Below are 21,873 nucleotides of genomic sequence, written 5' to 3'. Positions count from 1 at the left end.
CGTGGCCGAAATCGGCTCAGTAGACCGGTCCGGTGTACTTCTCGCCGGGGCCCATACCCGGCTCGTCGGGGTGTGCCGAGGATTCGCGGAACGCGCGCTGCAGCGATTGCAGTCCCTCGCGCAGCGGCCCGGCGTGCGGGCCCAGATATTCCACCGAGGAGGTGATCAGTCCGGCCAGGGCGGTGATCACCCGGCGTGCCTCGTCCAGGTCGCGGCGGGGGCTGGAGTCCGGATCCGGATCGGCCAGGCCGAGCTTCTCGGCGGCCGAGCTCATCAGCATGACCGCGGCCCGGCTGATCACCTCGACGGCGGGGATGTCGGCCAGTTCGCGCACATCCGGATCGATCGGGGTGGCGTCGTTCATGTCCGGTAGCATCGCATTTTCCACGGCGTCGCAGGTCACGGGGACGCCGATTGTGAGTTCGTCATCCGGTGATGCTATGGTTGTCGGCAACGACCGTCCCGACCTGTGTGCTTTCGGCTGATTCGCCGGATCATATCGCGCCGGGGCAGTAAGTGGAGCCCGACTCCCACCGCTTGCCGGCCGACACGCCAGGTGAAGCGGTCCGGTCACTCATCGTGATGGATGAGTTTCCGTGTACTGGTTTTCCCAGTGCGCGGCCGATGTGGTCAGTGTGCCCATCGATGGCCGGTCGACATCGGGCCCCGTAACGGTGAAATACCGGGACGGGGCTTTCGTGTTGGATACGGGGTTGCCATTACAGCGCGGTCGTTGGACGACACCGCTTGACCTAGGAGGCCCCATCAGCACTGAGACCCGCATCAACGATCGCATCCGCGTCCCCGAGGTCCGCCTCATCGGGCCCGGTGGCGAACAGGTTGGGATCGTGCGTGTTGAAGATGCACTGCGCGTCGCCATGGAGGCAGACCTCGACCTGGTCGAGGTCGCGCCGGACGCGCGTCCGCCGGTGTGCAAGATCATGGACTACGGCAAGTTCAAGTACGAGACCGCGCAGAAAGCGCGCGAGTCCCGGAAGAACCAGGTCCAGACAGTGATCAAGGAGCAGAAGCTCCGACCGAAGATCGACGACCACGATTACGCGACCAAGCGCGGCCACGTGATGCGCTTCCTCGAAGCCGGGTCGAAGGTCAAGGTCACCATCATGTTCCGTGGTCGCGAGCAGTCGCGGCCCGAGCTCGGGTTCCGGCTGTTGCAGCGCCTGGCTGCCGACGTCGCCGACCTGGGCTTCGTGGAGACGTCGGCCAAGCAGGACGGCCGGAATATGACGATGGTCCTCGCACCGCACAAGGGTGCGAAGACGCGCGCCAAGGCGCAGCAGACGGTCTCCCAGCAGTCGAACGCTCAGCAGCAGCGGGCGGCAGCGCCGGAGGCCGCGGCGAACGCGCCCGAGGCGCAAGCGGCGAACCCGCAGTAGAACCGATTCAGCTCCGGTGGCAGCGCCAGTGCAGGCTGCCACCGGCACGAGACAGAACTGAGGAATCCATGCCGAAGATGAAGAGCCACAGCGGCGCCTCGAAGCGATTCAAGGTGTCCGGTCGCGGCAAGCTGCTGCGCCAGCAGGCCAACCGGCGCCACCTGCTCGAGCACAAGTCCAGCCGCCGGACTCGTCGTCTGGATGGCACGGAGGCCGTCGCGCCCGCCGACGTCCGTCGCGTCAAGAAGCTGCTCGGTATCTGAGCCGGCCTCGCGATCCGTTTCTCGGACGCCAACAACCGACCACCTCCGGGCGCCGCGAGCGCCCCACGATCTAACAAGGACTGACCAGTGGCACGCGTCAAAAGGGCCGTCAACGCTCAGAAGAAGCGCCGTTCCGTTCTCGAGGCCTCCAAGGGTTACCGCGGGCAGCGTTCGCGGCTGTACCGCAAGGCCAAGGAACAGCAGCTGCACTCGCTCACCTACGCCTACCGCGACCGCCGCGCGCGCAAGGGTGACTTCCGCAAGCTGTGGATCGCGCGCATCAACGCCGCGGCACGGCTGAACGACATCACCTACAACCGCTTCATCCAGGGCCTCAAGGCCGCGGGTGTCGAGGTCGACCGCAAGATCCTGGCCGAGCTGGCCGTCTCCGACGCCGAGGCCTTCGCGGGCCTGGTCGCGGTGGCCAGGGCCGCCCTGCCCGAGGATGTCAACGCTCCGGCCGCCTGATCCGGCATCCGGCACTTGACCCCTCACCATCGAGAACGACCCGTGGACGCGCTCTCCGAGCGCAATCCGCGGGTCGTTTCCGCTGTCAAGCTGCATCGTGGCGCGTCGCGCCGCAAGACCGGGCTGTTCCTCGCCGAGGGTGCGAATTCCGTTGCGGCAGCACTGGACACCGGCCGGATCGAGGAATTGTTCTTCTCGGCCCGGGCTGCGGCCCGGGAGCACGAGCTGGTGGCCGGCGCCGCTGCCACGGGTGTGCGCACCACACTGGTGAGTGAGCGCGCCGCCGAACTGCTCGGCGAGACGGTCACCCCGCCCGGCCTGGTCGCTGTCTGCCGGCAGGTGGATGTACCTCTGGCGCAGGTGCTTTCGCTGCCGGTTCCGCAAGCGCCGGACCGAGCTTCCAGCGGGGGCACGAAGAGAGCCGAGGCCGTACCGCGTGCGGCGGGCGCCGCCGAGCGGGCGGTAGGCGGCCCGGAGGAAGCGGCCGGCGGACGATCCGGCACGAAGCGTCCGCTGATGCTCGCGATCCCGGTGGGCATCTCCGACCCCGGAAATGCCGGTACGCTGATCCGGGTTGCCGATGCGGTCGGCGCGAACGGTGTTGTCCTGGCCGGAGATTCGGTCGATCCGCACAACGGCAAATGCGTGCGTGCCTGCGCGGGAAGCCTTTTCCACGTGCCGGTCGCCCGCGAGCGCGATATCGATGCGGTCCTGGCCGCACTGGCCGCCTCCGGAATCAGGGTGCTGGCGACGACGGCCCGCGGCGAGGTGGATCTGGACGACGCGGATGAGATTCTGTCCGGCCCGGTCGCCTGGCTCTTCGGCAACGAGGCGCACGGTTTGGACCCCGCCGTAGCCGCCCGCGCCGATCACCGCATCCGCATCCCAATCCACGGCCGCGCCGAGAGTCTCAATCTCGCTGCGGCAGCGGCCATCTGCCTCTACGCGGGCGCGCGAGTCCAACACCGGTGATCGATCGCCGGCTGATCGTCAGGTCGATGGGTGTGTGCTCAACGTTCGACCGGGGGAGTGAGCGCCCAGGCGAGTGTGCTGGGATGGATGCGAAACTTATTGTGGCCGAAGAAGATATGACTGTGCTGTCGGTGGCGGGACAGCAGGTTTCGCTGCCGGTCCGGCAGACCGGTCGACGTCCGGGGGGACCCGTGCGGCAGATTACCGAGGGCAAGGTGGTGGTTGGGGCGTCCGGCGGGGTGGATCGATCTCGTGCGCGACAACCGTACGGCCCGAACACGATTGCGCACGGGCCGAACGGTTCGAGTCAGGTGCGGGTCAGTTCTCGAAGTAGTAGGACTGGGCCAGATCCTCGAGCAGGGTGGGCTGGGTCGGCTCCCAGCCGAGCAGCTCGCGGGTGGGGCCGCTGTCGCCGGTGATGCCGGTGCCCCACATGGCGGCCAGCCAGCCGAAGTGGTCGGCGGCGTTCTCGCGGGGGATCGAGACCGCCGGGACGTCGAGTTTGCGGGCGATGGCCTCGGCGATGTCGCGGGTCGCGATGCCCGGTTCGGCGAGTGCGTGTACGACCGTTCCGGCCGGAGCCTTCTCCACGGCGAGGCGGGCCAGATGTGCGGCGTCGAGACGATGGGTCGCGGGCCAGGTGTGCGCACCGTCGTCGATGTAGCCGGAAACGCCCTTCTCCCTGGCGGTTTCGACGAGACGGCGGACGAAGCCGTGGTCGCCCTCCCCGTGCACGGTCGTGGGCAGGCCGAGTACCACCGAGCGCACGCCGCGGTCGGCCAGTTGGATCGCCGCGGCGGCGGTGGCCTGGCGGATCATCGGACCGTTGCTGGAGCCGGGTTTGCCGGTGTCCAGCGGAACCAGCCCCGATGCGATGACCAGCGGCCGGTCCGAGCCCTCGAGGACCTCGCCGAACAGATCCACCACGCCGCGATCGATGCGCTGGTTCTCCTCGAATCGCGAGAAATCGTGGATGAATGCCAGATGGATGACGCCGTCGGCGTCGGCCGCGCCCGCGCGCAGGCTGTCCTGGTCGTGCAGGTCGCCGCGCCGCACCTGGACGCCCGCGGCGGTGAGGGCGGCGGCCGAGGCATCCGAACGTGCCAGTCCGATGACCTCGTGACCTGCGCTGATGAGTTCGGGAACCACGGCGGATCCGACAAATCCCGAGCCGCCGGTGACGAAGAGACGCATGAGATGACCACCTCTGTTGCGACCGTCCGGGCATCCGTAGCGCCCTTCGGGTACTGATGTCAGTTGATGACATCAGGCTAGCAGCAATGTCAGTAGCTGTCATCGTATGATGTCAGTAAGTGGCATCACTTATCATGGGCGCATGGCTCGATGGGAACCGGACGCACGCGGCCGCCTGGCGCAGGCGGCGCTGGAGCTGTATCTGGAGCGTGGCTTCGATCAGGTGACGGTGGCGGAGATCGCCGAACGTGCCGGACTCACCGAGCGCACCTTCTTCCGGCACTACGGCGACAAACGCGAGGTACTGTTCGGCGGGCAGGAGGTGCTGCACGAGATTATTTCGAAAGTCATTGCCACACAGCCAGATTCGGCTGCGCCGATGGCTGCGATGGCCGCCGCGTTGGCGGCGTTCGCCGAACTGCTCGCGCAGCGCCGGGACTTCGCCCGGCAGCGTCAGATCGTGATCGACGCCAATGCCTCACTTCAGGAGCGTGAGCTGATCAAACTCACCTCACTCGCCGCGACCGCTGCGCGGGCGCTGCGCGAACGCGGCGTCACCGAGCCCGCCGCCAGCCTGGCGGCCGAGGCCGGGGTCGCGGCATTCCGGATCGCATTCGCCCGCTGGATCCAGGCCGATGACCGAGAGCTGACCGAATGCGTCACCGAGGCCTTGCGCGTACTCGAAACGGTAACGGCCGGAAGATGATCGAGCCGCCGTGCCGCGGCGAGGCGCCAGGCGGTCCGAGTGCGACTCCATCGATGCGATACCGAGTGATTCCGGGCGCGGTGAATTCGCCCGTGCTGATCCATGTTCCGCACGGTTCGCGGGTGATTCCGGCGCGGGTGCGCACGCATATCACGCTGGACGATATCGAACTGGCGGCCGAACTGTCCCGGATGACCGACGCGCACACCGCGATGCTCGCGGAACGATCGGCCGCCCGAGCCGGGACGCGGCCGTGGCTGTTGGTCAACGAACTGTCGCGCCTGGTGGTGGACCCCGAACGGTTCCCGGATGAACGGGAGGAGATGCGCGCGGTCGGCATGGGGGCGGTGTATACCCGGACGGCCCACGGAACTCGGCTCCGCCGGGATGACGCGGGACACGAAAAGGAGTTACTGGCAAGGTATTACGAGCCCTACGCGCAGACGATGACCCGGACCGTCGAGAGCCGGGTGTCGGCCACCGGCCGGGCGATCATCCTGGACCTGCATTCCTATCCGAGCGTGGCGCTGCCGTACGAGCTGCACGGTGCGGGGCCGCGCCCGCAGATCTGCCTGGGTACGGACCCCTTCCACACTCCGGCCCGGCTGCTCGCGGCCGCGCGGAACGCGTTCGCCGACTTCGAGATCGGAGAGAACTCGCCGTTCTCGGGAACCTATGTTCCGCTGCGGCATTACCGCCGGAGTCCGGAGGTGACCGCGCTGATGGTGGAGATCAGACGTGACGTCTACCTGATCGAACCGGGCGGCGAACCGCATTCGGGCGTAACCGCCCTGGTGTCCGCGTTGACCGCATTGATCGATGAGATCGGCTGTGTAGCAGCGTAGTTCGAGGCCTCGAGGATGGTGCGCGACGGTGCGATCGAGCCGTGTGCGGTTCAGGCGCGGCCCGCATTGCGTGCGGTGCCGCGATGCGCGGTGACGGTGCCGGGATCCTCGGGCCAGGAATGCTTGGGGTAGCGCCCGCGCAGGTCGGCGCGGACCTGGGGCCAGCCGGTCCGCCAGAACGAGGCCAGATCGGCGGTGACCGCGACCGGGCGTTGGGCCGGTGAGAGCAGGTGCAGCAGGACCGGTACCCGGCCGTCGGCGAGGCGGGGCGTGTCGGTCCAGCCGAAGACCTCCTGCACCTTCACCGCCAGGACCGGCGGATCTGCCGTGTAGTCCAGGCGCGGTGTGCTGCCGGAGGGCACCATGATGCGGTCGGGTGCGAGTTCGTCCAGCCGGGTCGCTTCGGGCCAGGGCAACAGGCGGCGCAGGGCCTGTCCGGCGTCGATGCGTTCGAGATCGGCGCGCCGGCGGGCGGTGGCCAGTTCGGGACCCAGCCACGCGTCGAGGTCGGCGAGCAGCGCATCGTCGTCGACATCGGGCCACGGAGCGCCCAGGGTCCGGTGCAGGAAGCCCAGCCGGTTCCGCAGGCCGACCGCCTCCGAATTCCAGTGCAGCAGAGCAAGTCCGGTCGATCGGAGCCCGGAACGTACTGCCGCGGACCGCATCCTTGTGCCGGGGTCGCGAAGTGGTCTCTCGGACAGCGTGATCGCGCCGAGTCGCTCGACCCGGCGGGCGACGACATCGCCGTCGAGCCAGTCCACCTCGTCCTCGATGGTGCACAGATTCGGTGCGGCCTCGCGGGCGAGTTGCTCGTCGGCGACGGCGGCCGCGCGGATCCGTCCCTCGGCTCGGCCCGGATCCCGGGTCGCCGCCGCGACCGCGAGCCATTCCGCGTCGCCGAGCCCGGAACCGGGCGGCAACGTCACCGCGGTGCCGCCGGCCATCAGGTAGCTGGACGACCCCGCGCCGCGTCGCCGGGCGAGACGTTCCGGGAAGGCGAGCGCAACGACGAGTGCCGCGGCGTCGGTCCCGCCCGGGCCGGTCGCATCCCGCTGCGACCTGTCTTCGGTCCGGTTCGGCTGCTCGGTCTCGCCGGAGCGGCGGGCGCCGGTGCCGCCGACTCCGGCGGCCCGGCTCGCGCCCTGATTGCGCCGCTGCCCGCTGCGCGGCGCCCCATCGTCGGCATCCGGCACGGCGCCCGCCGGCCGGACCCGCGAGTTCGGCACGGCGGGTGCGGCGCTCCGGGACGGCGAACCGCGTTCGGCGGGCACTGCGATCTCGGTCGCGAGCCGGGTCAGCCGCTCGACTTCACGCCGCCAGCGGTCCGGGCGCTGCCGCCGCACATCGCGTAGTCCTGCGGCGAGATCTGTTGTGGCCGCGAGTGTTTCGTCGTCCAGTAGCGAGACCACTTCCGCTGCCGTCCGCGCGCCGACCTCCGCCGCGCCGTCCAGCAGCGCGCGAGCCAGTCGCGGATGCAGGCCTGCCCGGGCCAGCCGGCGACCGCGGTCGGTCACCGTGCCGCTCGCGTCCACCGCGCCCAGCGTGCGCAATACCTCTCGGCCCGCGGCCAGCCCGCCGGGCGGCGGATCGTCCCACCAGGCCAGACCGCGCCCGTCCGGCGTGCCCCAGCAGGCCAGTTCGAGCGCCAGACGGGTCAGATCCGCCGTGCGGATCTCCGGTTCGGGATAGGCGGACAGGGTGGAATGCTCGTTCTCGGGCCAGCATCGCCAGGCCCGGCCCGGCCCCTGCCGACCGGCGCGCCCGGCCCGCTGTTCGGCGACCGCCGCCGAAACCCGAACCGTCGCAAGGCCGGACAGTCCGCGACCGCGATCGATCCGCGGCACCCGGGCAAGGCCGGAATCAACCACCGCACGCACGCCCGGCACCGTCAGGCTGGATTCGGCGACCGCCGTGGCCAGTACGACCCGGCGGCGCGGCCCGGGACGCAGCGCGGCGTCCTGTCCCGCGGTCGAGAGCCTGCCGTGCAGGGCGAGCACGTCGACGTCGCGCAGATCGGACAGCAGCTGGGTGGTCCGGCGTATCTCGGCCGCACCGGGAAGGAAGACCAGAACGTCACCGGACGTCTCGTCGAGCGCGGTGCGGGTGGCGCGGGCCACCTGGGCTTCGGTTCGCTCGCGCGGCAGAGCCGGGAGATACGCGACATCCACCGGATAGGCCCGCACCCGCACCTCGAGGATCGGTGCGGGTGCGGGGCCGCCGAGCAGGTCCGCGAGCCGGTCCGCGGCAACCGTGGCCGAGGTGGCCAGCACCCGCAGATCCGGTAGCAGCCCGGCCCGCGCGTCGAGCAGCAGGGCCAGCAGCAGATCCGCGTCCAGATGACGTTCGTGACATTCGTCCAGGACGACCACGTCCACGCCGGCGAGTTCGGGATCGCTCTGCAACCGCCGCACCAGCAACCCGGAGGTGACCACCTCGATCCGGGTTCGCGCACTCACCCGCCGGTCGCCGCGCACCGAATAACCGACCGTCCGGCCGACCGGTTCGCCCAGCAGCGCGGCCATCCGCGCGGCCGCTGCCCGTGCGGCCAGGCGCCGCGGTTCGGCCACCAGCACCCGGCCGGTCGTCCCGGCGGCCAACGCGAGCGGTACCAGCGTGGTCTTTCCGGTACCCGGCGGGGCGACCAGGACGGCGGTCTCGCGCTGCGCCAGCGTCTCGACGATGCGGCCGAGGGCCTCGCGGACGGGCAGATCGGGAAGTTCGGGCAATTCCATCGCCGACCAGTGTGCCGGGCCGGGGACATCGCACGCCAACGAGCCGGATGCGCACTCTCCGCGAGGCCGGGAAAAGGCCGTGAACCGGGCCGATCGAATCGCTTACGATTCGACCAGCAACAATGTCAGTGCAGACCCATGTGAGTACAGACCCGAACCAAGGGGAGAGACGAACCATCGTGGCCGAGGACAACGCACGAGCCGACCAGGATCCGGCATCGCAGGCGGGACTGAGCGAGGAATCGCTGAGCGCCGCGGCAGAAGCGGCGGAGAAGGCTTTCGCCGCGGCCGCGGATCTGGACTCGCTCGCGGCCGCGAAGACCGAGCACATGAGCGGCAAGTCGCCGATCTCGCTGGCCCAGCGATCACTGGGCAGCCTGCCCAAACAGGACAAGGCCGACGCGGGTAAGCGCGTCAACGTCGCGCGCACGCGAGTGAGCGAGGCGTTCGAGGCGCGCCGGGCCGAACTGCTCGCCGAGCGCGATGCGGCGGTGCTGGTCGCCGAGGCGATCGACGTGACGCTTCCGGCCCGGCGTGCCCCGGTCGGCGCGCGCCATCCGATCACCGTCATCTCCGAACAGGTCGCCGATGTCTTCGTGGGCATGGGCTGGGAGGTGGCCGAGGGGCCCGAGGTCGAGACCGAGCACTTCAACTTCGATGCGCTGAACTTCCTGCCCGATCACCCCGCACGCACCATGCAGGACACCTTCCACCTCGCGCGGTTCACTTCCGGCGAGGGGGCCTCCGACGCCTCGGACGCCGAGGGCTCGCGCCAGGTCCTGCGCACGCACACCTCGCCGGTACAGGTGCGCTCGCTGCTCTCGCGTGAACTGCCTATCTACGTGGTGTGCCCGGGCCGCACCTTCCGCACCGACGAACTCGACGCCACGCACACCCCGGTGTTCTCCCAGGTCGAGGGTCTCGCCGTGGACAAGGGCCTGACCATGGCCCACCTGCGCGGCACGCTGGACGCGTTCGCGCGGGCACTGTTCGGGCCCGAGACGCGAACTCGGATGCGGCCCAACTACTTCCCGTTCACCGAGCCCTCCGCCGAGGTGGACGTGTGGTTCCCGGACAAGAAGGGCGGGGCCGGCTGGGTCGAGTGGGGCGGCTGCGGCATGGTCAATCCGAAGGTATTGATCGCCAGTGGAATCGACCCCGAGGTGTACAGCGGTTTCGCCTTCGGCATGGGCCTCGAGCGAACCTTGCAGTTCCGCAACGGAATTCCTGATATGCGCGACATCGTCGAGGGCGACGTGCGGTTCACCCTGCCCTTCGGCATCCAGTCCTGACCCGGTAGGTCGCACCACCCCGCACACCATACGAACCCGCGAGAGACGGGCACACGAGAAAGCGAAAAGACCAGTGCGAGTAGCGCAGTCCTGGCTGACGGAAATCCTGCAGCGCACCACCCCCGAATGGTCGGTGACGCCGGAGGAGCTCGATGCGGGCTTCGTCCGGGTCGGTCTGGAGGTCGAGGAGCTCGACGAGCTCGAGCCGGTCACCGGTGACCTGGAACATCCGCTGGTGGTCGGCCGGGTCGCCGAGATCACCGAGCTGACCGAGTTCAAGAAGCCGATCCGGTTCTGCAAGGTCGACGTGGGCAGGCCGGAACTGCAGGAGATCGTCTGCGGTGCAAGGAATTTCGCGGTCGGCGACTTGGTCGTGGTGGTGCTTCCCGGCGGTGTGCTGCCCGGCGGGTTCCAGATCAGCTCGCGCAAGACCTACGGGCACGTCTCCAACGGCATGATCTGCTCGGTCGCCGAACTCGGTATCGGCAAGGATCATTCGGGCATCCTGGTGCTCGAGCCGGGGACCGCCGAGCCGGGCGCCGACGCGAACGAGCTGCTGGGCCTGGACGATACGGTGATCGAACTCAACATCACCCCCGACCGCGGCTACTGCTTCTCGGTGCGCGGCCTGGCCCGCGAACTCGCCTGCGGGTTCGATCTGGAGTACGCCGACCCGGCGGTGCGCACCCTGCCCGACGATGCGGCCGAGGCGTGGTCGGTGCGGGTCGAACCCGAGTCCGGCTGTACTCGTTTCGCGGCGCGGCGGGTCACCGGCATCGATCCGTCCGCGGTCAGCCCGTGGTGGTTGCAGCGACGGCTGCTGCTGGCCGGAGTGCGGCCCATCTCGCCTGCGGTCGATGTCACCAACTATGTGATGCTCGAGCTCGGTCAGCCGCTGCACGCCTTCGACGCGGCGAAAGTCACCGGGCCACTGGTGATCCGGCGCGCCAACAAGGGCGAGACGCTGCGCACCCTGGACGAGGCCGAGCGGGTCCTGGACAGCGCGGACACCGTCATCGCCGACGATTCGGGGGTCGTATCGCTGGCCGGGATCATGGGCGGCGCGTCGACCGAGGTGAGTTCGGCTTCGACCGACATCCTGCTCGAGGCGGCCACCTGGAACCCGCTCGCGGTCTACCGCACCGCGCGCCGGCACAAGCTGGTGTCCGAGGCGGGGCGCCGCTACGAGCGGGTGGTGGACCCCGAGGTGAATGTCGCCGCACTCGATCGCGCGGCCTCGTTGCTCGCCGAGATCGCCGGTGGCACAGTCGAATCCGCGCTGACCGACGTGCGCCTGCCGGTGCCGGAGGTGACACCGATCCGGATGGATCTGGACCTGCCCGACCGCACCGCGGGGGTGAGCTACCCGACCGGAACGGCCGCGCGGCGACTGGCGCAGATCGGCTGCGCGGTCGAGGTCGACGTCAGCGAGAGCGGGCACGGTCAGCTCGTCGTGACCCCGCCGAGCTGGCGTCCCGATCTGGTGCAGCCCGCCGATCTGGTCGAGGAGGTGCTGCGGCTCGAGGGCCTGGAACAGATTCCTTCGGTACTGCCGACCGCGCCCGCGGGGCGGGGATTCACGCCCGCGCAGCGCCGCCGTCGCGCGGTCAGCCGCGCCCTGGCCTTCTCCGGCTGCGTCGAAGTGCCGGTGTCGATCTTCCTGCAGGCCGGGACGTTCGACCTGTGGGGTCTGGACGCCGAGGACGTCCGCCGGGTGACCATGCGCGTGCTCAACCCGCTGGATGCCGAACGGGCCGAACTGGCCACGACCCTGCTGCCCGGACTGCTGGAAGTGGCCGCGCGCAACATCTCTCGCGGCGAACGCGATCTGTCGATCTACGGCATCGAACAGGTGGTGCTGCCCGGACCGAAGACCCGTCCGGTCGCCGAACTGCCGGTGGATCGGCGGCCCACCGACGAGCAGATCGCCGAGCTGATCGAATCGTTGCCCGCACAGCCGGTGCATGTCGCCGCGGTGCTCACCGGACGTCGCGAACCGCGCGGTCCGTGGGGTGCGGGCCGGGCCGTGGAGGCCGCCGACGCCTTCGCGCTCGCCGACGCGGTGGCCGATGCCGCCGGAGTGCGGATCGAGCGCCGGGCCGCGGCCTACCTGCCGTTCCATCCGGGCCGCTGCGCCGAATTGGTCGTGGACGGCCGGGTCGTCGGCCACGCGGGCGAATTGCATCCCGCGGTGCTCGAGCGTGCGAGCCTGCCGCCGCGTACCTGCGCGCTGGAATTGGACCTGGACGCACTCCCGCTGCGCGAATCTCGTCCGGCCCCGAGGATTTCCCCGTTCCCGGCGGTGCTGCAGGACGTGTCGGTGAGTGTCGAGCGTTCGATCCCCGCCGCTGCCCTCGAAGCGGCGCTGCGCTCCGGTGCGGGCGATCTGCTCGAGGATATCGCCCTGTTCGACGTCTACGAGGGCGCACAGGCCGGTGTGGGCCGCAAATCGCTCACCTACGCCCTGCGCTTCCGCGCCCCTGACCGCACCCTGACCGAGGACGAGGCCAGTGCCGCCCGCGACGCGGCGGTCGAGGCGGCCGCGGCGTCGGTCGGGGCCGTGCTGCGCGCCTGATCCTCCTCGGCCGCGAGGCGCGGACCGTGGCCGCTCGAGGCGGTGCTGGTTCGGCTCGGGTGCGAGTTGTCCCACTCGGGCGGGGGTCCTGCGCGAACGTGGGGCCCCGGTCGGCGCGGGCGGCGGGACCGGCTCGCCGCCCGCGGACGTCGCACTGAACACGGGCAATTCCGTCGTGACGTGGGTCTTGTGATCCTCGCCGGTTAAGCTCGGCCGATGAGTGTGTCCCGGAATCTCCTGCGTCGCGCCGTGCCGGCCGCCGCGCTCGTGCTGCTGGCGGCCGGTTGCGGACAGCAGGCGCGGACGGCGGGTCACGCTCCGTCGCCGACGAGTGTGGTCCCGGCATCCAGTGCGGTGCCGGCTACCCGGGCCGCCGAGCAGCCGGTGAACTACGACGGCGGGAATGCCGGCCTTCCGGCGGGCGTGCCCGCGCCGCCCGCCGGGACCGATCAGCTGGTGACGGTGCTGGTGGCGGGGCCCGGTGGTACGACCGGCTCGTTGCAGGCCTGGCAGCGCTCGGGCAACGGTTGGACCAGTGCCCTTGCGCCCGTGACGGTTCGGGTCGGCACCCAGGGGGTCGGGCAGACACACGAGGGTTTGAACCGCACGCCGATCGGCACGTTCGGGCTGCCCTCGGCATTCGGGCGGCAGGCGAATCCGGGGACGCGGATGCCCTATCGGCAGATCGGCGACAGCGACTGGTGGGTCAGCGATCCGAACAGCCCGCAGTACAACACCTACCAGCACTGCGCGCCCGGCACCTGCCCGTTCGACGAGAAGGACGGAGAGAATCTGGGCCGGGCCGGCACGAGCTACGACTACGCGATCGTGATCGGCTACAACACCGCGCCGGTTCGGGCGGGCGCGGGATCGGCTTTCTTCGTCCACGTGGACGCCGGAATCCCGTCGCAGGGGTGTGTGGAGACGCCGCGCAACGCGGTGGTCGCGCTGCTGAAATGGCTCGATCCGAGCCGCCGTCCGGACATCACCATCGGCTACCGTTGATTCGTCCGCCATCGATTCGGGCAGGAGGGATATATGCGACACCCGGCGACGCCGTTCCTCAACGCCCTGACCTTCCTGCCAGTGCGGGAGATCACGGTGACGCCCGAGCGATTCGGGCTCGAGTACGAGGACCTCTACTTCACCGCCGCGGACGGCACATTGATCAACGGATGGTTCGTGCGCGCGGCGAATCCGTTGGGCCACATCCTGTTCGCCCACGGTAACGCCGGCAATATCGGCGATCGGTCACCGGTGCTGGCCCTGCTGGCGGCAGCCGGCTTCGATGTGCTCGTGTTCGACTATCGCGGATTCGGCCGCAGCGCAGGACATCCCGGCGAACGCGGGATGTATCTGGACGCCCGCGCCGCGCGTGACGCGCTGCTCGCCCGTCCCGGGGTGGATCCGAATCATGTTGTGTACCTGGGTAAATCGCTGGGCGGCGGAGTGATGACGGAATTGGCGACCCGATATCCGCCCGCCGCACTGGTTCTCATGTCCACCTTCACCAGCCTGCGCGACGCGGCGGGCGCGGTCTATCCTTATATCCCGAGACTGCTTGTGCCCGACGCCTTCCCGAGTCTGCACCGGATCCGCTCGTTGCGTGCGCCGGTGCTGATCATGCACGGCGATCAGGACGAACTGCTGCCCGTGCGAATGGGACACGAACTGTTCGCGGCCGCGCCCGAGCCCAAACGGCTGCACATCTATCCCGGAGCCGGCCACAACGATCTGATCGTGATTCCGGGCTGGGCTCAGACTGTGGCGGACTGGGTGCGTTCGGTCCTTGCCCGGCCGGCCGTGGCCGATCCGCCCCCGGTCTGATCGTTCCCCCGGATGCCGCGCTCGGTCGAAGTACGTAACCTGGGGATATGTCGTGACCGAGTGTCTGTGAGGTGGGAATCGTGACCGATCCGGTGGATGATCTGGCGGAGTTGCTCGCGGCATTGCCGGACGAGGACCTGCTCGCGGTGGTGCTCGCGGCGACCGCCGGGCGGCCCGGCCTCGCGCAGCTACATCTGGTGGCGGCCGAACTGTCCGCCGAGAGCGGTCATATGGCCTGGGATCCGGATGTGAGTTCGCCCACCGATCCCGTCGCGCCGCCGAGCGCGCCCGGTGTGCCGACCTCGTACGACCAGCGGGGTTCGGCGCCCGTCGTACCGGTGCCGCCGACCTCGGTGTCCGATATCGGCGGATATTCCGAATCCGGCGCCCCTACTTTCGAGTCGGTTCGCGATAAGGTCGAGCGACGCTTCGGCAACGCGCAGGGCATGGGCGAACTCGATCGGCAGACCCGGGCGGGCCGCAGTGTGCAGGAACAGTGGCAGGCGCGGTCGAAATCCGCGCGAGAGCGCCTGGACGAGATCCGGAAATCGTTGCACCGCAACGATCCCGGCTGATCGGGCGGGCCAGGGAACGAACTAGGGGTACCGATGGCCCAGCCGCGCGAGATCGCCGAGCGACTGCTCGACGCGCAAGTCGACTTCATTCTCGCGGAGGTGACCGGCGACCGGTTCACCGAGGTGGTCGGCCGGGATGTGGCCACGGTGCTCGAGCTGGCCGACACCATCGTCTTTCGCGACGTGGTCACCGTCGAGGATGCGAAGCGGACGTTGCGGGTGGTCGTGGACCGGATCGGCGGCGGTCCGGCGATCGGGGATTCGGTCGGGGTGTTCGCCGACGCGATCTACGACAACATCGCGCGCAACGCGGACTACACCCTCGGCGACGTGGTGGATCGCGAACCGGTGGAAGCGTTGCTGGAGAAGGTCTTCGGCATGCACCAGGCGCAGGAGCGTCTGCTCGAGCGGCTCACCGAGAGTCCGCTCGTCGCCACCGTCGCGGCCAAATTCGTCGACCGGCTCATCGATGACTTCATGGAGTCCAATCGGCAGATGGCCTCGAAGATTCCGGGCGTGGGATCGCTGGTCTCGTTCGGCACCTCGGCCGCCAAATCGGCGCGCAAGGCCGCGGAGAAGGCCACGGACGGCACGTTCATCGGTGAGATGGCCGGTAAGGGAGCGCTTTTCGCGCTCAAGCGCACCAACAACGCGATTCGCGAGATGTTGCGCAATGCGCCGGTACACAGTGCCGCGATGGAGTTCTGGGATCTGCACGCGGGCGAACCGGTCAGCGGCCTGCGCGAATATCTGAGCCAGCAGGATGTGCGCGAGCTCGCGCAGATCGTGCACCGGATCGCGCTCACCACGCGCGACAAGGAGTACTTCGGCCTGCTACTGGACGAATGCGTGGAGGTGTTCTTCACCAAATACGGCGCTCACACCCTGGCGGGTCTGCTGCCGGAGCTGGGGTTGTCCGAGGAAGACATCCGCACCGAGATCCTGCGCTACGGCCCCGGGGTGATCGAGGCGGCCAAGGAGAACGGCGTGCTGGCCGGCCTGATCCGTGCGCGCCTCGAGCCGTTCTACACCTCCGACGCGGTGCTGGGGATTCTCGGCGAGATCACCGCCTGAGTCCCGCTAGCCGGTGGCGATCGCGAACGCGTCGATCTCCACCAGCATCTCCGTCCGCGGTAGGCCGGTGAAAACCGTTGTGCGGCAAGGGAGAACGCCGCCGGGAGTGTGTTCGCGAACGAATTCGCCGTATGCCTCGTTCATGGCGGCGAAGTTCTCCTGCTCGGTGAGGTAGACCCGGAGCATCACCACATCGTCGAAGGTGGCTCCGGACGCTTCCACGATCGCCCGGACATTCCGCAGGGTGCGCGTCGTCTGGGCGGCGACATCGCCCGGATGGAGATATTCGCCGGTGGCCGGGTCGACCGGGCCCTGACCGGAGACCTGGACGAACGGGCCTTTGCGAACCCCCTGAGAGAAGGTGTGCGCCGGTGCGGGAGCCTCGGTGGTTCGGACGGCGGTTTTCTCGCTCACGGTGTGCCTTTCGGATGATCGGACGGGCGGGGATCGGTTCGCGGGGTCCAGCCGAGCTCGGCGGAGATGGCCTGGGCCGTGGCCCGGACCCGCGGCAGCAGGCCGAGCACCTGCTCGTGGTCCAGGAGCACATCCGGTACCGAGACCGAGAGCGCGGCCACGACCGCGCCGGTGCCGTCGCGAACCGGCGCCGCGACGCAGTTGACGAAACTCTCGTGTTCCTCGTGGTCCTCGGCGAACCCTTGGGCCGCAACGTGTTCCAGCTCGTCGAGATATCGCTCGGGGGTGCGGATGGTGCGGTCGGTGAACGGATGGTAGTCCAGTCGCTCGGCGATGGCCCGCCACTGCGCGCGCGGGTGGGCGGCGACCAGCACCTTGCCGACGGCGGTGCAGTGCAGCGGCGCCGGGCGGCCGACCCGTGAGTACATCCGCACGCTCTGGGTGGCGTCGAGTTTGTCGATGTAGATCGCCTCGCCGGACTCGTAGGTCGCCAGGTGCACCGTCTGCCCGGTGTCGGCATTGAGCGCTTCCAGGTGCGGGCGGCCCAGGCTGCGCACGTCACGGCGTTCGAGTGCGTGATTGGCCAGTTCGAACAGTCGTGAGCCGAGCGTGTAGCGGTGGCCGGTGTCGTGCGTGACGAAGCGGTCGGCCTCCATGGTCTGCAGCAGCCGCAGCACGGTCGATTTGTGCACCTCCAGTCTGGCCGCCAATTGGTCCAGCGTTCTGGGGTCCTCGCCGAGTTCGACCAGGATGGTCAGCGCGCGTTGCAGGCTCTGGCTCACGACGCCTCCACCTCGGCGCTCGGGGCGTACCGCAGTGCGGCCCACGCGCAAGGCGTTGCGGCGGCCCAAGTTTCGAGTGCGCTCGCAGGCGGCAGCTCGGCGACGTCGCCGGTGCCGGTGAGTGCGGCGGCCGCGCACAGGTGCCCGTAACGCAGCAGCTGCTCGTGCGGACGGCCCTGCAACAGCGCGGCCAGGTAGCCGCCGGCGAAGGCGTCGCCCGCACCGATGGCCTCGGTCACCCGCAGGCGAAGTGCCGGGGCCTCGCACCGATCGTCCCCGAGAAATCCGGTGACCGAATGTCCGCTGTTCTTCACCACCAGATGTCTCGGCTGCGGGAACATCTCGCGCAGCCGGGCGGGATCGCCGGTGCCGAAGACCTCCTGCGCCTCGTCGGCTCCCAGGAAGGCCACATCGGCGGCGCGGATCTGCCGGGCCAGCACGTCCGCCGGCTCCTCGCCGCGCCGGATCCACAGTGCCGGACGGAAATTCAGGTCGAAGCTGATCAATCGGCCATGCCTGGGCAGCGCGAGAATCGCATCGGTGAGTTCGGTCGCCGACGGGGACAGTGCGGTGGTGACGCCGGTGAAATGGATCAGCTCGCAGGGCGCGAGTACTTCGGCGGCGGCGGTCAGGTCGTCGGGGGACAGGGCGCTGGCGGCGGATCCGCTGCGATAGTACAGCATTCGGCTCGCACCCGCGGCCAGGTCGGTAGGCAGTGCCGAACCGCCGCCGCGCTCCTTGACGTACAGGCCCGTGGGTCGGGCGGGGTCGACGTGGACCGCGGAGGTGTCGACCCCCCGCTCGCTCAGATGACGAATCAGATAGCGGCCGAACCCGTCTCGGCCGACTCGGGATATCCACGCCGTGCCGATCCCCAGCTGGGTCAGAACGGTCGCGACGTTCACCTCCGCTCCGCCCGCGGAGCGCTCGAAGTCGGCGGAGTCCTCGAGCGGGCCGGGTCGCGCGACGAGTACGGCGAGTCCCTCGCCCACCGTGGCCGCCCGTATTCGGGGCGGCATAGGACGGATCACACTCATCTCCTCCGTGCGCTTGCGGGAATCGGACATCGTGTGCAGAATAACCAGTGTCAACACAATATGCAATTTGCGTTGCATATTACGCAATAGCTTGATTGTATGAATTTGATCAGAGGAGTGTCGTGGCGAACGTCGGCGCACCGCCCATCGACACCGCGATGGTCGCGGCCCTGCACGAGCGGGTTCTGGGGCCGGAACACAAATCGCTGCCGCCGTCGGCATGGGGCCGAACCGTGCGCGAATTCCTCTCCGGCACACCTCATCTCGATGATCTCCAGACGCCGGTGCTGACCATGGACCGTGGCGCGTTGGACTCGAACGCGCGGCTGATGGCCGACTGGGCCGCCTCGGCCGGAATGCGGCTCGCCCCACACGGCAAGACGACCATGTCTCCGCAGCTGTGGAGTGAGCAGCTCGCGGCCGGAGCCTGGGGTATCACGCTGGCCACCGGCTGGCAGGCGCAGGTGGCGCGGTCGTTCGGCGTGGCCCGGATCCTGCTGGCCAACGCGCTGGTCGACCCCGCCGGATTGCGCTGGCTCGCAGCCGAACTCGCCCGCGACCCGGAATTCGAATTCCACAGCTGGGTGGACAGTGTGGCAACGGTCGAGACGATGGACCGGCATCTGGCCGACGCGCCCGAGGGGGTGCGCGTGGCGGTGCTGGTCGAATTGGGCGGCCCCGGTGGACGCACCGGCGCGCGCGATGTGCGCGAAGCGCTGGCCGTCGCGGCGGCGGTGCGGCGCTCCGCGCGGCTCGAGCTCGCGGGCGTCGGCGGATACGAGGGAGCGTTCGCACACGACCGCGAGGATCGAGCCGTCGCGGCGGTGCGCGGTTATCTCGACAGCCTGGCCCGGCTGCACCGCGAACTCGCCGAACTCTACGAACGTCCGCCGATCCTCACCGCCGGGGGCAGTGCGTATCAGGATCTGGTGGTCGATCGGCTCGCCGGATCGGCCGACGAAACCGGCTCGCGTGGCCCGGCGACCACCGTGGTGCTGCGCTCGGGCGCGTACGTCATCCACGACGACGGTTTCTACGCCGGCATCTCGCCGCTGGGCGCCGAGCATGCCGAGCGCCCGCTGCGCTCGGCCATGCACGGCTGGGCGCGCACGGTCTCGCGGCCGGAGGAGGGGCTCGCACTGCTGGACGCCGGTAAACGGGACCTGCCGTTCGACGAGGGGATGCCGGTACCGCAACGGGTTTCGCGCGGCCAGGGGCAGGAGGATGTGCCCGCGGGGGCACACGTGTCGGCGCTCAACGACCAGCACGCCTTCCTGCGTCTGCCCGCCGGCGGGGCGGTACCGATCGGCAGCGTCGTGCGGCTCGGGCTCTCGCATCCGTGTACCGCCTTCGACAAGTGGCGGCTGATTCCGGTGATCGACGACGCCGCCGCGGACCGGCCGCGCGTCGTCGACCTGCTGCACACCTTCTTCTGAGGCAGCGAATATATTGGGCAGCTTGCTGTTTCGCGGAGTCGACATCGTCGACGGAACGGGTGCGCCCCGCTTCCGTGGTGATGTCGCGGTGGCGGGCGGACGCATCACCGAACTCGCGGGCCCCGGCACGCTCGTCGGGGCCGAGCGGGTCATCGACGGTGAGAACCTCGCGCTGGCACCGGGTTTCATCGATATGCACGCGCACTCCGACCTGCATCTGCTCACCGAGCCGGGACATTTCCCGAAGATCAGTCAGGGCATCACCACCGAGGTGATCGGGCAGGACGGGCTGTCCTACGCACCGGTCGACCCGACCGCCCTGGCGGTGCTGCGTCGTCAGATCGCCGGGTGGAACGGCAATCCCGCCGGCCTGAACTTCTCCTGGCGCACCGTCGGGGAGTATCTGGATCGGCTCGACGCGGGGATCACGCCCAACGCGGTCTATCTGGTTCCGCAGGGCACGCTGCGGCTGCTCGTCGTCGGCTCCGAACAACGTCCGGCGACGCCGCGGGAGATCGACCGGATGTGCGCGATCCTGGCCGAGGGACTCGCGCAGGGAGCGGCCGGGATGTCCAGCGGCCTGACCTATCCGCCCGGAATGTACGCCGACGCGGCCGAATTGGCGGCACTGTGCGAGGTCGTGGCGGCGGCGGACGGTTTCTACGCGCCGCACACCCGATCCTACGGTGCCGGAGCGCTCGACGCCTATGCCGAGATGATCGATCTGGCCCGCACGACCGGCTGCGCGGTCCACCTGACCCACGCCACGATGAATTTCGGCGTGAACGCCGGGCGCGCGGCGGAATTGCTCGCCATGATCGACGACGCGCTGGACCGGGGTTGCGATATCAGCCTGGACACCTACCCGTACCTGCCCGGGGCGACCACCTTGTCCGCGCTGTTGCCGAGCTGGGCGTCCTCGGGCGGGCCGGACGCGACGCTATCGCGCCTGACCGATCCGAATGACCGGTCGCGCATCACCGCCGATGTCACCGTGCGCGGTTCGGATGGCTGCCACGGAGTCACCGTCGACTGGGAGACCATCCAGATCAGCGGCGTCGCGAATCCCGGCCTGAGCCGGTACGTCGGCCGGACGATCGCGGATATCGCTGCGGCTGAGGGGGTTTCTCCGGTGGAGACCTTCTTCGAGCTGCTGCTGCGGGACGACCTGGCCACCACGATCCTGCAACACGTCGGGCACGAGGAGAATGTGCGCGCCATCATGCGGCACGCCCGGCACATGGGCGGCACCGACGCGTTGCTCGTCGGAGATCGGCCGCATCCGCGGGCGTGGGGCGCGTTTCCGCGATACCTCGGCCGTTACGTGCGCGAACTGGGCGTGCTGGGGTTGGAGGAGTGCGTGCATCATCTGACCGGACGCCCCGCACGGCGGCTTCGATTGCGCGAACGTGGCCTCATCCGCCCCGGGTACGCCGCGGATCTGGTGTTGTTCGATCCCGAGACGATCTGCGACACAGCGACATTCGAGGAGCCCAAGCAACCGGCGAGCGGGATCGCGCACGTGCTGGTGAACGGTGAATTCGCGATCGACGGCGGCATGCCCACCGGAACTCTCGCCGGGCGCGCGCTGCGCATGACGCCTGGCGGTACCGACGTGAAAGGCGAACGGAACAAATGATTTTCGATCCGGCGGCGGCGCCGTCGAGCACGGCCATGCGGGTGATCCGCGCCGACCGGGTGCTCACTGTCGTGCGTGCCGAGGCGATACCCGATCCGGCCGCCTTGGCCGAGGCGTTGTCGGGTGCCGGGATCCGCACGGTCGAGCTGACTTTCACGACACCGGGCGTGCTGGACGCACTGACCGCCGCATCGGCCGTGCCGGATGCGGTGGTCGGCGCGGGCACGGTGCTCACCGGCGAACAGGCCGAGCGGGCAATCGACAGCGGCGCCGCATTCCTGGTGACCCCGGGGCTGCGCCCGATCGTCGTGGAAGTGGCCGCACGACACGGTATTCCGGTCGTGATGGGCGCGTTCACCCCCAGCGAGGTGATGGCGGCGCTGGATCTGGGTGCGGCGGCGGTGAAGATCTTCCCCGCTCGTGCGCTCGGACCCGGCTATCTGAAGGATCTGCGGGGGCCTTTCCCCGATGCGGCGTTCATCCCGTCCGGCGGTGTCAACGCCGGTAACGCCGCCGAATTCCTGGCGCATGGCGCGGTGGCGGTCACGGCCGGTACCGACGTCGTCGCACCGGGCGATGTCGCCGCGGGCCGATGGTCCGAAATCGCCTCGCGGGCGGCATCTTTCGTTTCATCCATGAAGTGAG

The 21,873-nt window shown here is 69.3% G+C and carries 21 protein-coding genes; 15 read left to right on the top strand and 6 right to left on the bottom strand.

Features of this window, described 5'->3' with window-relative positions:
• Window positions 1-16 precede the first annotated feature (16 nt).
• Window positions 17-364 carry a DUF1844 domain-containing protein gene (locus AC5WS7_RS34940; protein WP_495958910.1) on the bottom strand — a complete coding sequence of 116 codons (348 nt, stop codon included), beginning with the start codon at window positions 362-364 and terminating at the stop codon, window positions 17-19.
• 349 nt (window positions 365-713) lie between these two features.
• On the opposite strand from AC5WS7_RS34940, the gene infC reads away from it, so the two are divergent.
• From infC to AC5WS7_RS34920, 4 genes are all read left to right on the top strand, one after another.
• On the top strand, window positions 714-1,397 hold the full coding sequence (infC, locus tag AC5WS7_RS34935) for a translation initiation factor IF-3 (protein WP_495959024.1): 684 nt from the start codon (window positions 714-716) through the stop codon (window positions 1,395-1,397).
• A 68-nt stretch (window positions 1,398-1,465) separates the two neighbouring features.
• Entirely contained in the window at window positions 1,466-1,660 is a 195-nt protein-coding gene (rpmI, locus tag AC5WS7_RS34930) for a 50S ribosomal protein L35 (RefSeq protein WP_040821367.1), read from the top strand.
• An 87-nt stretch (window positions 1,661-1,747) separates the two neighbouring features.
• Window positions 1,748-2,128: a 50S ribosomal protein L20 gene (rplT, locus tag AC5WS7_RS34925; protein WP_495958909.1), complete on the top strand. Its 381-nt coding sequence runs from the start codon at window positions 1,748-1,750 to the stop codon at window positions 2,126-2,128.
• Between the two features lie 42 nt (window positions 2,129-2,170).
• On the top strand, window positions 2,171-3,100 hold the full coding sequence (locus AC5WS7_RS34920; protein WP_495958908.1) for a TrmH family RNA methyltransferase: 930 nt from the start codon (window positions 2,171-2,173) through the stop codon (window positions 3,098-3,100).
• 318 nt (window positions 3,101-3,418) lie between these two features.
• Here the strand turns inward: AC5WS7_RS34920 and AC5WS7_RS34915 are convergent, their stop codons facing one another.
• Window positions 3,419-4,294 carry an SDR family oxidoreductase gene (locus tag AC5WS7_RS34915; protein WP_495958907.1) on the bottom strand — a complete coding sequence of 292 codons (876 nt, stop codon included), beginning with the start codon at window positions 4,292-4,294 and terminating at the stop codon, window positions 3,419-3,421.
• A gap of 142 nt (window positions 4,295-4,436) precedes the next feature.
• Between AC5WS7_RS34915 and AC5WS7_RS34910 the strand changes: the two genes are divergently transcribed.
• Window positions 4,437-5,000, top strand: coding sequence for a TetR family transcriptional regulator (locus AC5WS7_RS34910; RefSeq protein WP_495958906.1), 564 nt, complete (start codon window positions 4,437-4,439; stop codon window positions 4,998-5,000).
• A 53-nt stretch (window positions 5,001-5,053) separates the two neighbouring features.
• Window positions 5,054-5,845, top strand: a complete 792-nt coding sequence (locus AC5WS7_RS34905) for an N-formylglutamate amidohydrolase (protein WP_495958905.1) — start codon at window positions 5,054-5,056, stop codon at window positions 5,843-5,845.
• Window positions 5,846-5,895: 50 nt separating this feature from the next.
• Here the strand turns inward: AC5WS7_RS34905 and AC5WS7_RS34900 are convergent, their stop codons facing one another.
• Window positions 5,896-8,577: an ATP-dependent RNA helicase gene (locus tag AC5WS7_RS34900; protein ID WP_495958904.1), complete on the bottom strand. Its 2,682-nt coding sequence runs from the start codon at window positions 8,575-8,577 to the stop codon at window positions 5,896-5,898.
• 122 nt (window positions 8,578-8,699) lie between these two features.
• Between AC5WS7_RS34900 and pheS the strand changes: the two genes are divergently transcribed.
• The 6 genes from pheS (at window position 8,700) to AC5WS7_RS34870 (ending at window position 15,920) form a co-directional block, all read left to right on the top strand.
• The gene (pheS, locus tag AC5WS7_RS34895) at window positions 8,700-9,869 is read left to right on the top strand and encodes a phenylalanine--tRNA ligase subunit alpha (RefSeq protein ID WP_495958903.1); all 1,170 of its coding nucleotides are present in this window, start codon (window positions 8,700-8,702) and stop codon (window positions 9,867-9,869) included.
• A 73-nt stretch (window positions 9,870-9,942) separates the two neighbouring features.
• Window positions 9,943-12,444 carry a phenylalanine--tRNA ligase subunit beta gene (pheT, locus tag AC5WS7_RS34890; RefSeq protein ID WP_495958902.1) on the top strand — a complete coding sequence of 834 codons (2,502 nt, stop codon included), beginning with the start codon at window positions 9,943-9,945 and terminating at the stop codon, window positions 12,442-12,444.
• A gap of 216 nt (window positions 12,445-12,660) precedes the next feature.
• Window positions 12,661-13,449: a L,D-transpeptidase family protein gene (locus tag AC5WS7_RS34885; protein WP_495958901.1), complete on the top strand. Its 789-nt coding sequence runs from the start codon at window positions 12,661-12,663 to the stop codon at window positions 13,447-13,449.
• Window positions 13,450-13,482: 33 nt separating this feature from the next.
• Window positions 13,483-14,271, top strand: coding sequence for an alpha/beta hydrolase (locus tag AC5WS7_RS34880; protein WP_495958900.1), 789 nt, complete (start codon window positions 13,483-13,485; stop codon window positions 14,269-14,271).
• A gap of 80 nt (window positions 14,272-14,351) precedes the next feature.
• Window positions 14,352-14,846, top strand: a complete 495-nt coding sequence (locus tag AC5WS7_RS34875; RefSeq protein WP_495958899.1) for a hypothetical protein — start codon at window positions 14,352-14,354, stop codon at window positions 14,844-14,846.
• A gap of 33 nt (window positions 14,847-14,879) precedes the next feature.
• Window positions 14,880-15,920 (top strand): hypothetical protein, encoded by a 1,041-nt coding sequence (locus AC5WS7_RS34870; protein ID WP_495958898.1) that lies wholly within the window; start codon window positions 14,880-14,882, stop codon window positions 15,918-15,920.
• 6 nt (window positions 15,921-15,926) lie between these two features.
• On the opposite strand, the gene AC5WS7_RS34865 is transcribed toward AC5WS7_RS34870, so the two are convergent.
• Genes AC5WS7_RS34865 through AC5WS7_RS34855 form a run of 3 tightly spaced genes read right to left on the bottom strand, consistent with a single transcriptional unit; the run spans window position 15,927 to window position 18,183 of the window.
• Window positions 15,927-16,334: a RidA family protein gene (locus AC5WS7_RS34865; RefSeq protein ID WP_495958897.1), complete on the bottom strand. Its 408-nt coding sequence runs from the start codon at window positions 16,332-16,334 to the stop codon at window positions 15,927-15,929.
• A complete protein-coding gene (locus AC5WS7_RS34860; protein WP_495958896.1) occupies window positions 16,331-17,116 on the bottom strand; it encodes an IclR family transcriptional regulator in 786 nt (261 codons plus the stop codon). Before AC5WS7_RS34860 ends, AC5WS7_RS34865 begins: the two co-directional genes overlap by 4 nt.
• Window positions 17,113-18,183 carry a sugar kinase gene (locus AC5WS7_RS34855; protein ID WP_495958895.1) on the bottom strand — a complete coding sequence of 357 codons (1,071 nt, stop codon included), beginning with the start codon at window positions 18,181-18,183 and terminating at the stop codon, window positions 17,113-17,115. Before AC5WS7_RS34855 ends, AC5WS7_RS34860 begins: the two co-directional genes overlap by 4 nt.
• Window positions 18,184-18,311: 128 nt before the next feature.
• Here AC5WS7_RS34855 and AC5WS7_RS34850 point away from each other — a divergent pair, with 128 nt between their 5' ends.
• From AC5WS7_RS34850 to AC5WS7_RS34840, 3 genes are read left to right on the top strand one after another with little or no spacing between them, the layout of a single operon-like run.
• Window positions 18,312-19,589: a type III PLP-dependent enzyme domain-containing protein gene (locus AC5WS7_RS34850; protein ID WP_495959023.1), complete on the top strand. Its 1,278-nt coding sequence runs from the start codon at window positions 18,312-18,314 to the stop codon at window positions 19,587-19,589.
• Window positions 19,590-19,602: 13 nt separating this feature from the next.
• Window positions 19,603-21,228, top strand: a complete 1,626-nt coding sequence (locus AC5WS7_RS34845) for an N-acyl-D-amino-acid deacylase family protein (protein ID WP_495958894.1) — start codon at window positions 19,603-19,605, stop codon at window positions 21,226-21,228.
• The gene (locus tag AC5WS7_RS34840; RefSeq protein WP_495958893.1) at window positions 21,225-21,872 is read left to right on the top strand and encodes a bifunctional 4-hydroxy-2-oxoglutarate aldolase/2-dehydro-3-deoxy-phosphogluconate aldolase; all 648 of its coding nucleotides are present in this window, start codon (window positions 21,225-21,227) and stop codon (window positions 21,870-21,872) included. The genes AC5WS7_RS34845 and AC5WS7_RS34840 overlap by 4 nt, the downstream gene beginning before the upstream one ends.
• Window position 21,873: the final 1 nt, after the last annotated feature.

The organism is Nocardia sp. PLKS1-43, assembly GCF_059510335.1.
The sequence above is the reverse complement of the archived record's forward strand: the minus strand, read 5'-3'. Positions and strand labels throughout refer to the sequence as shown.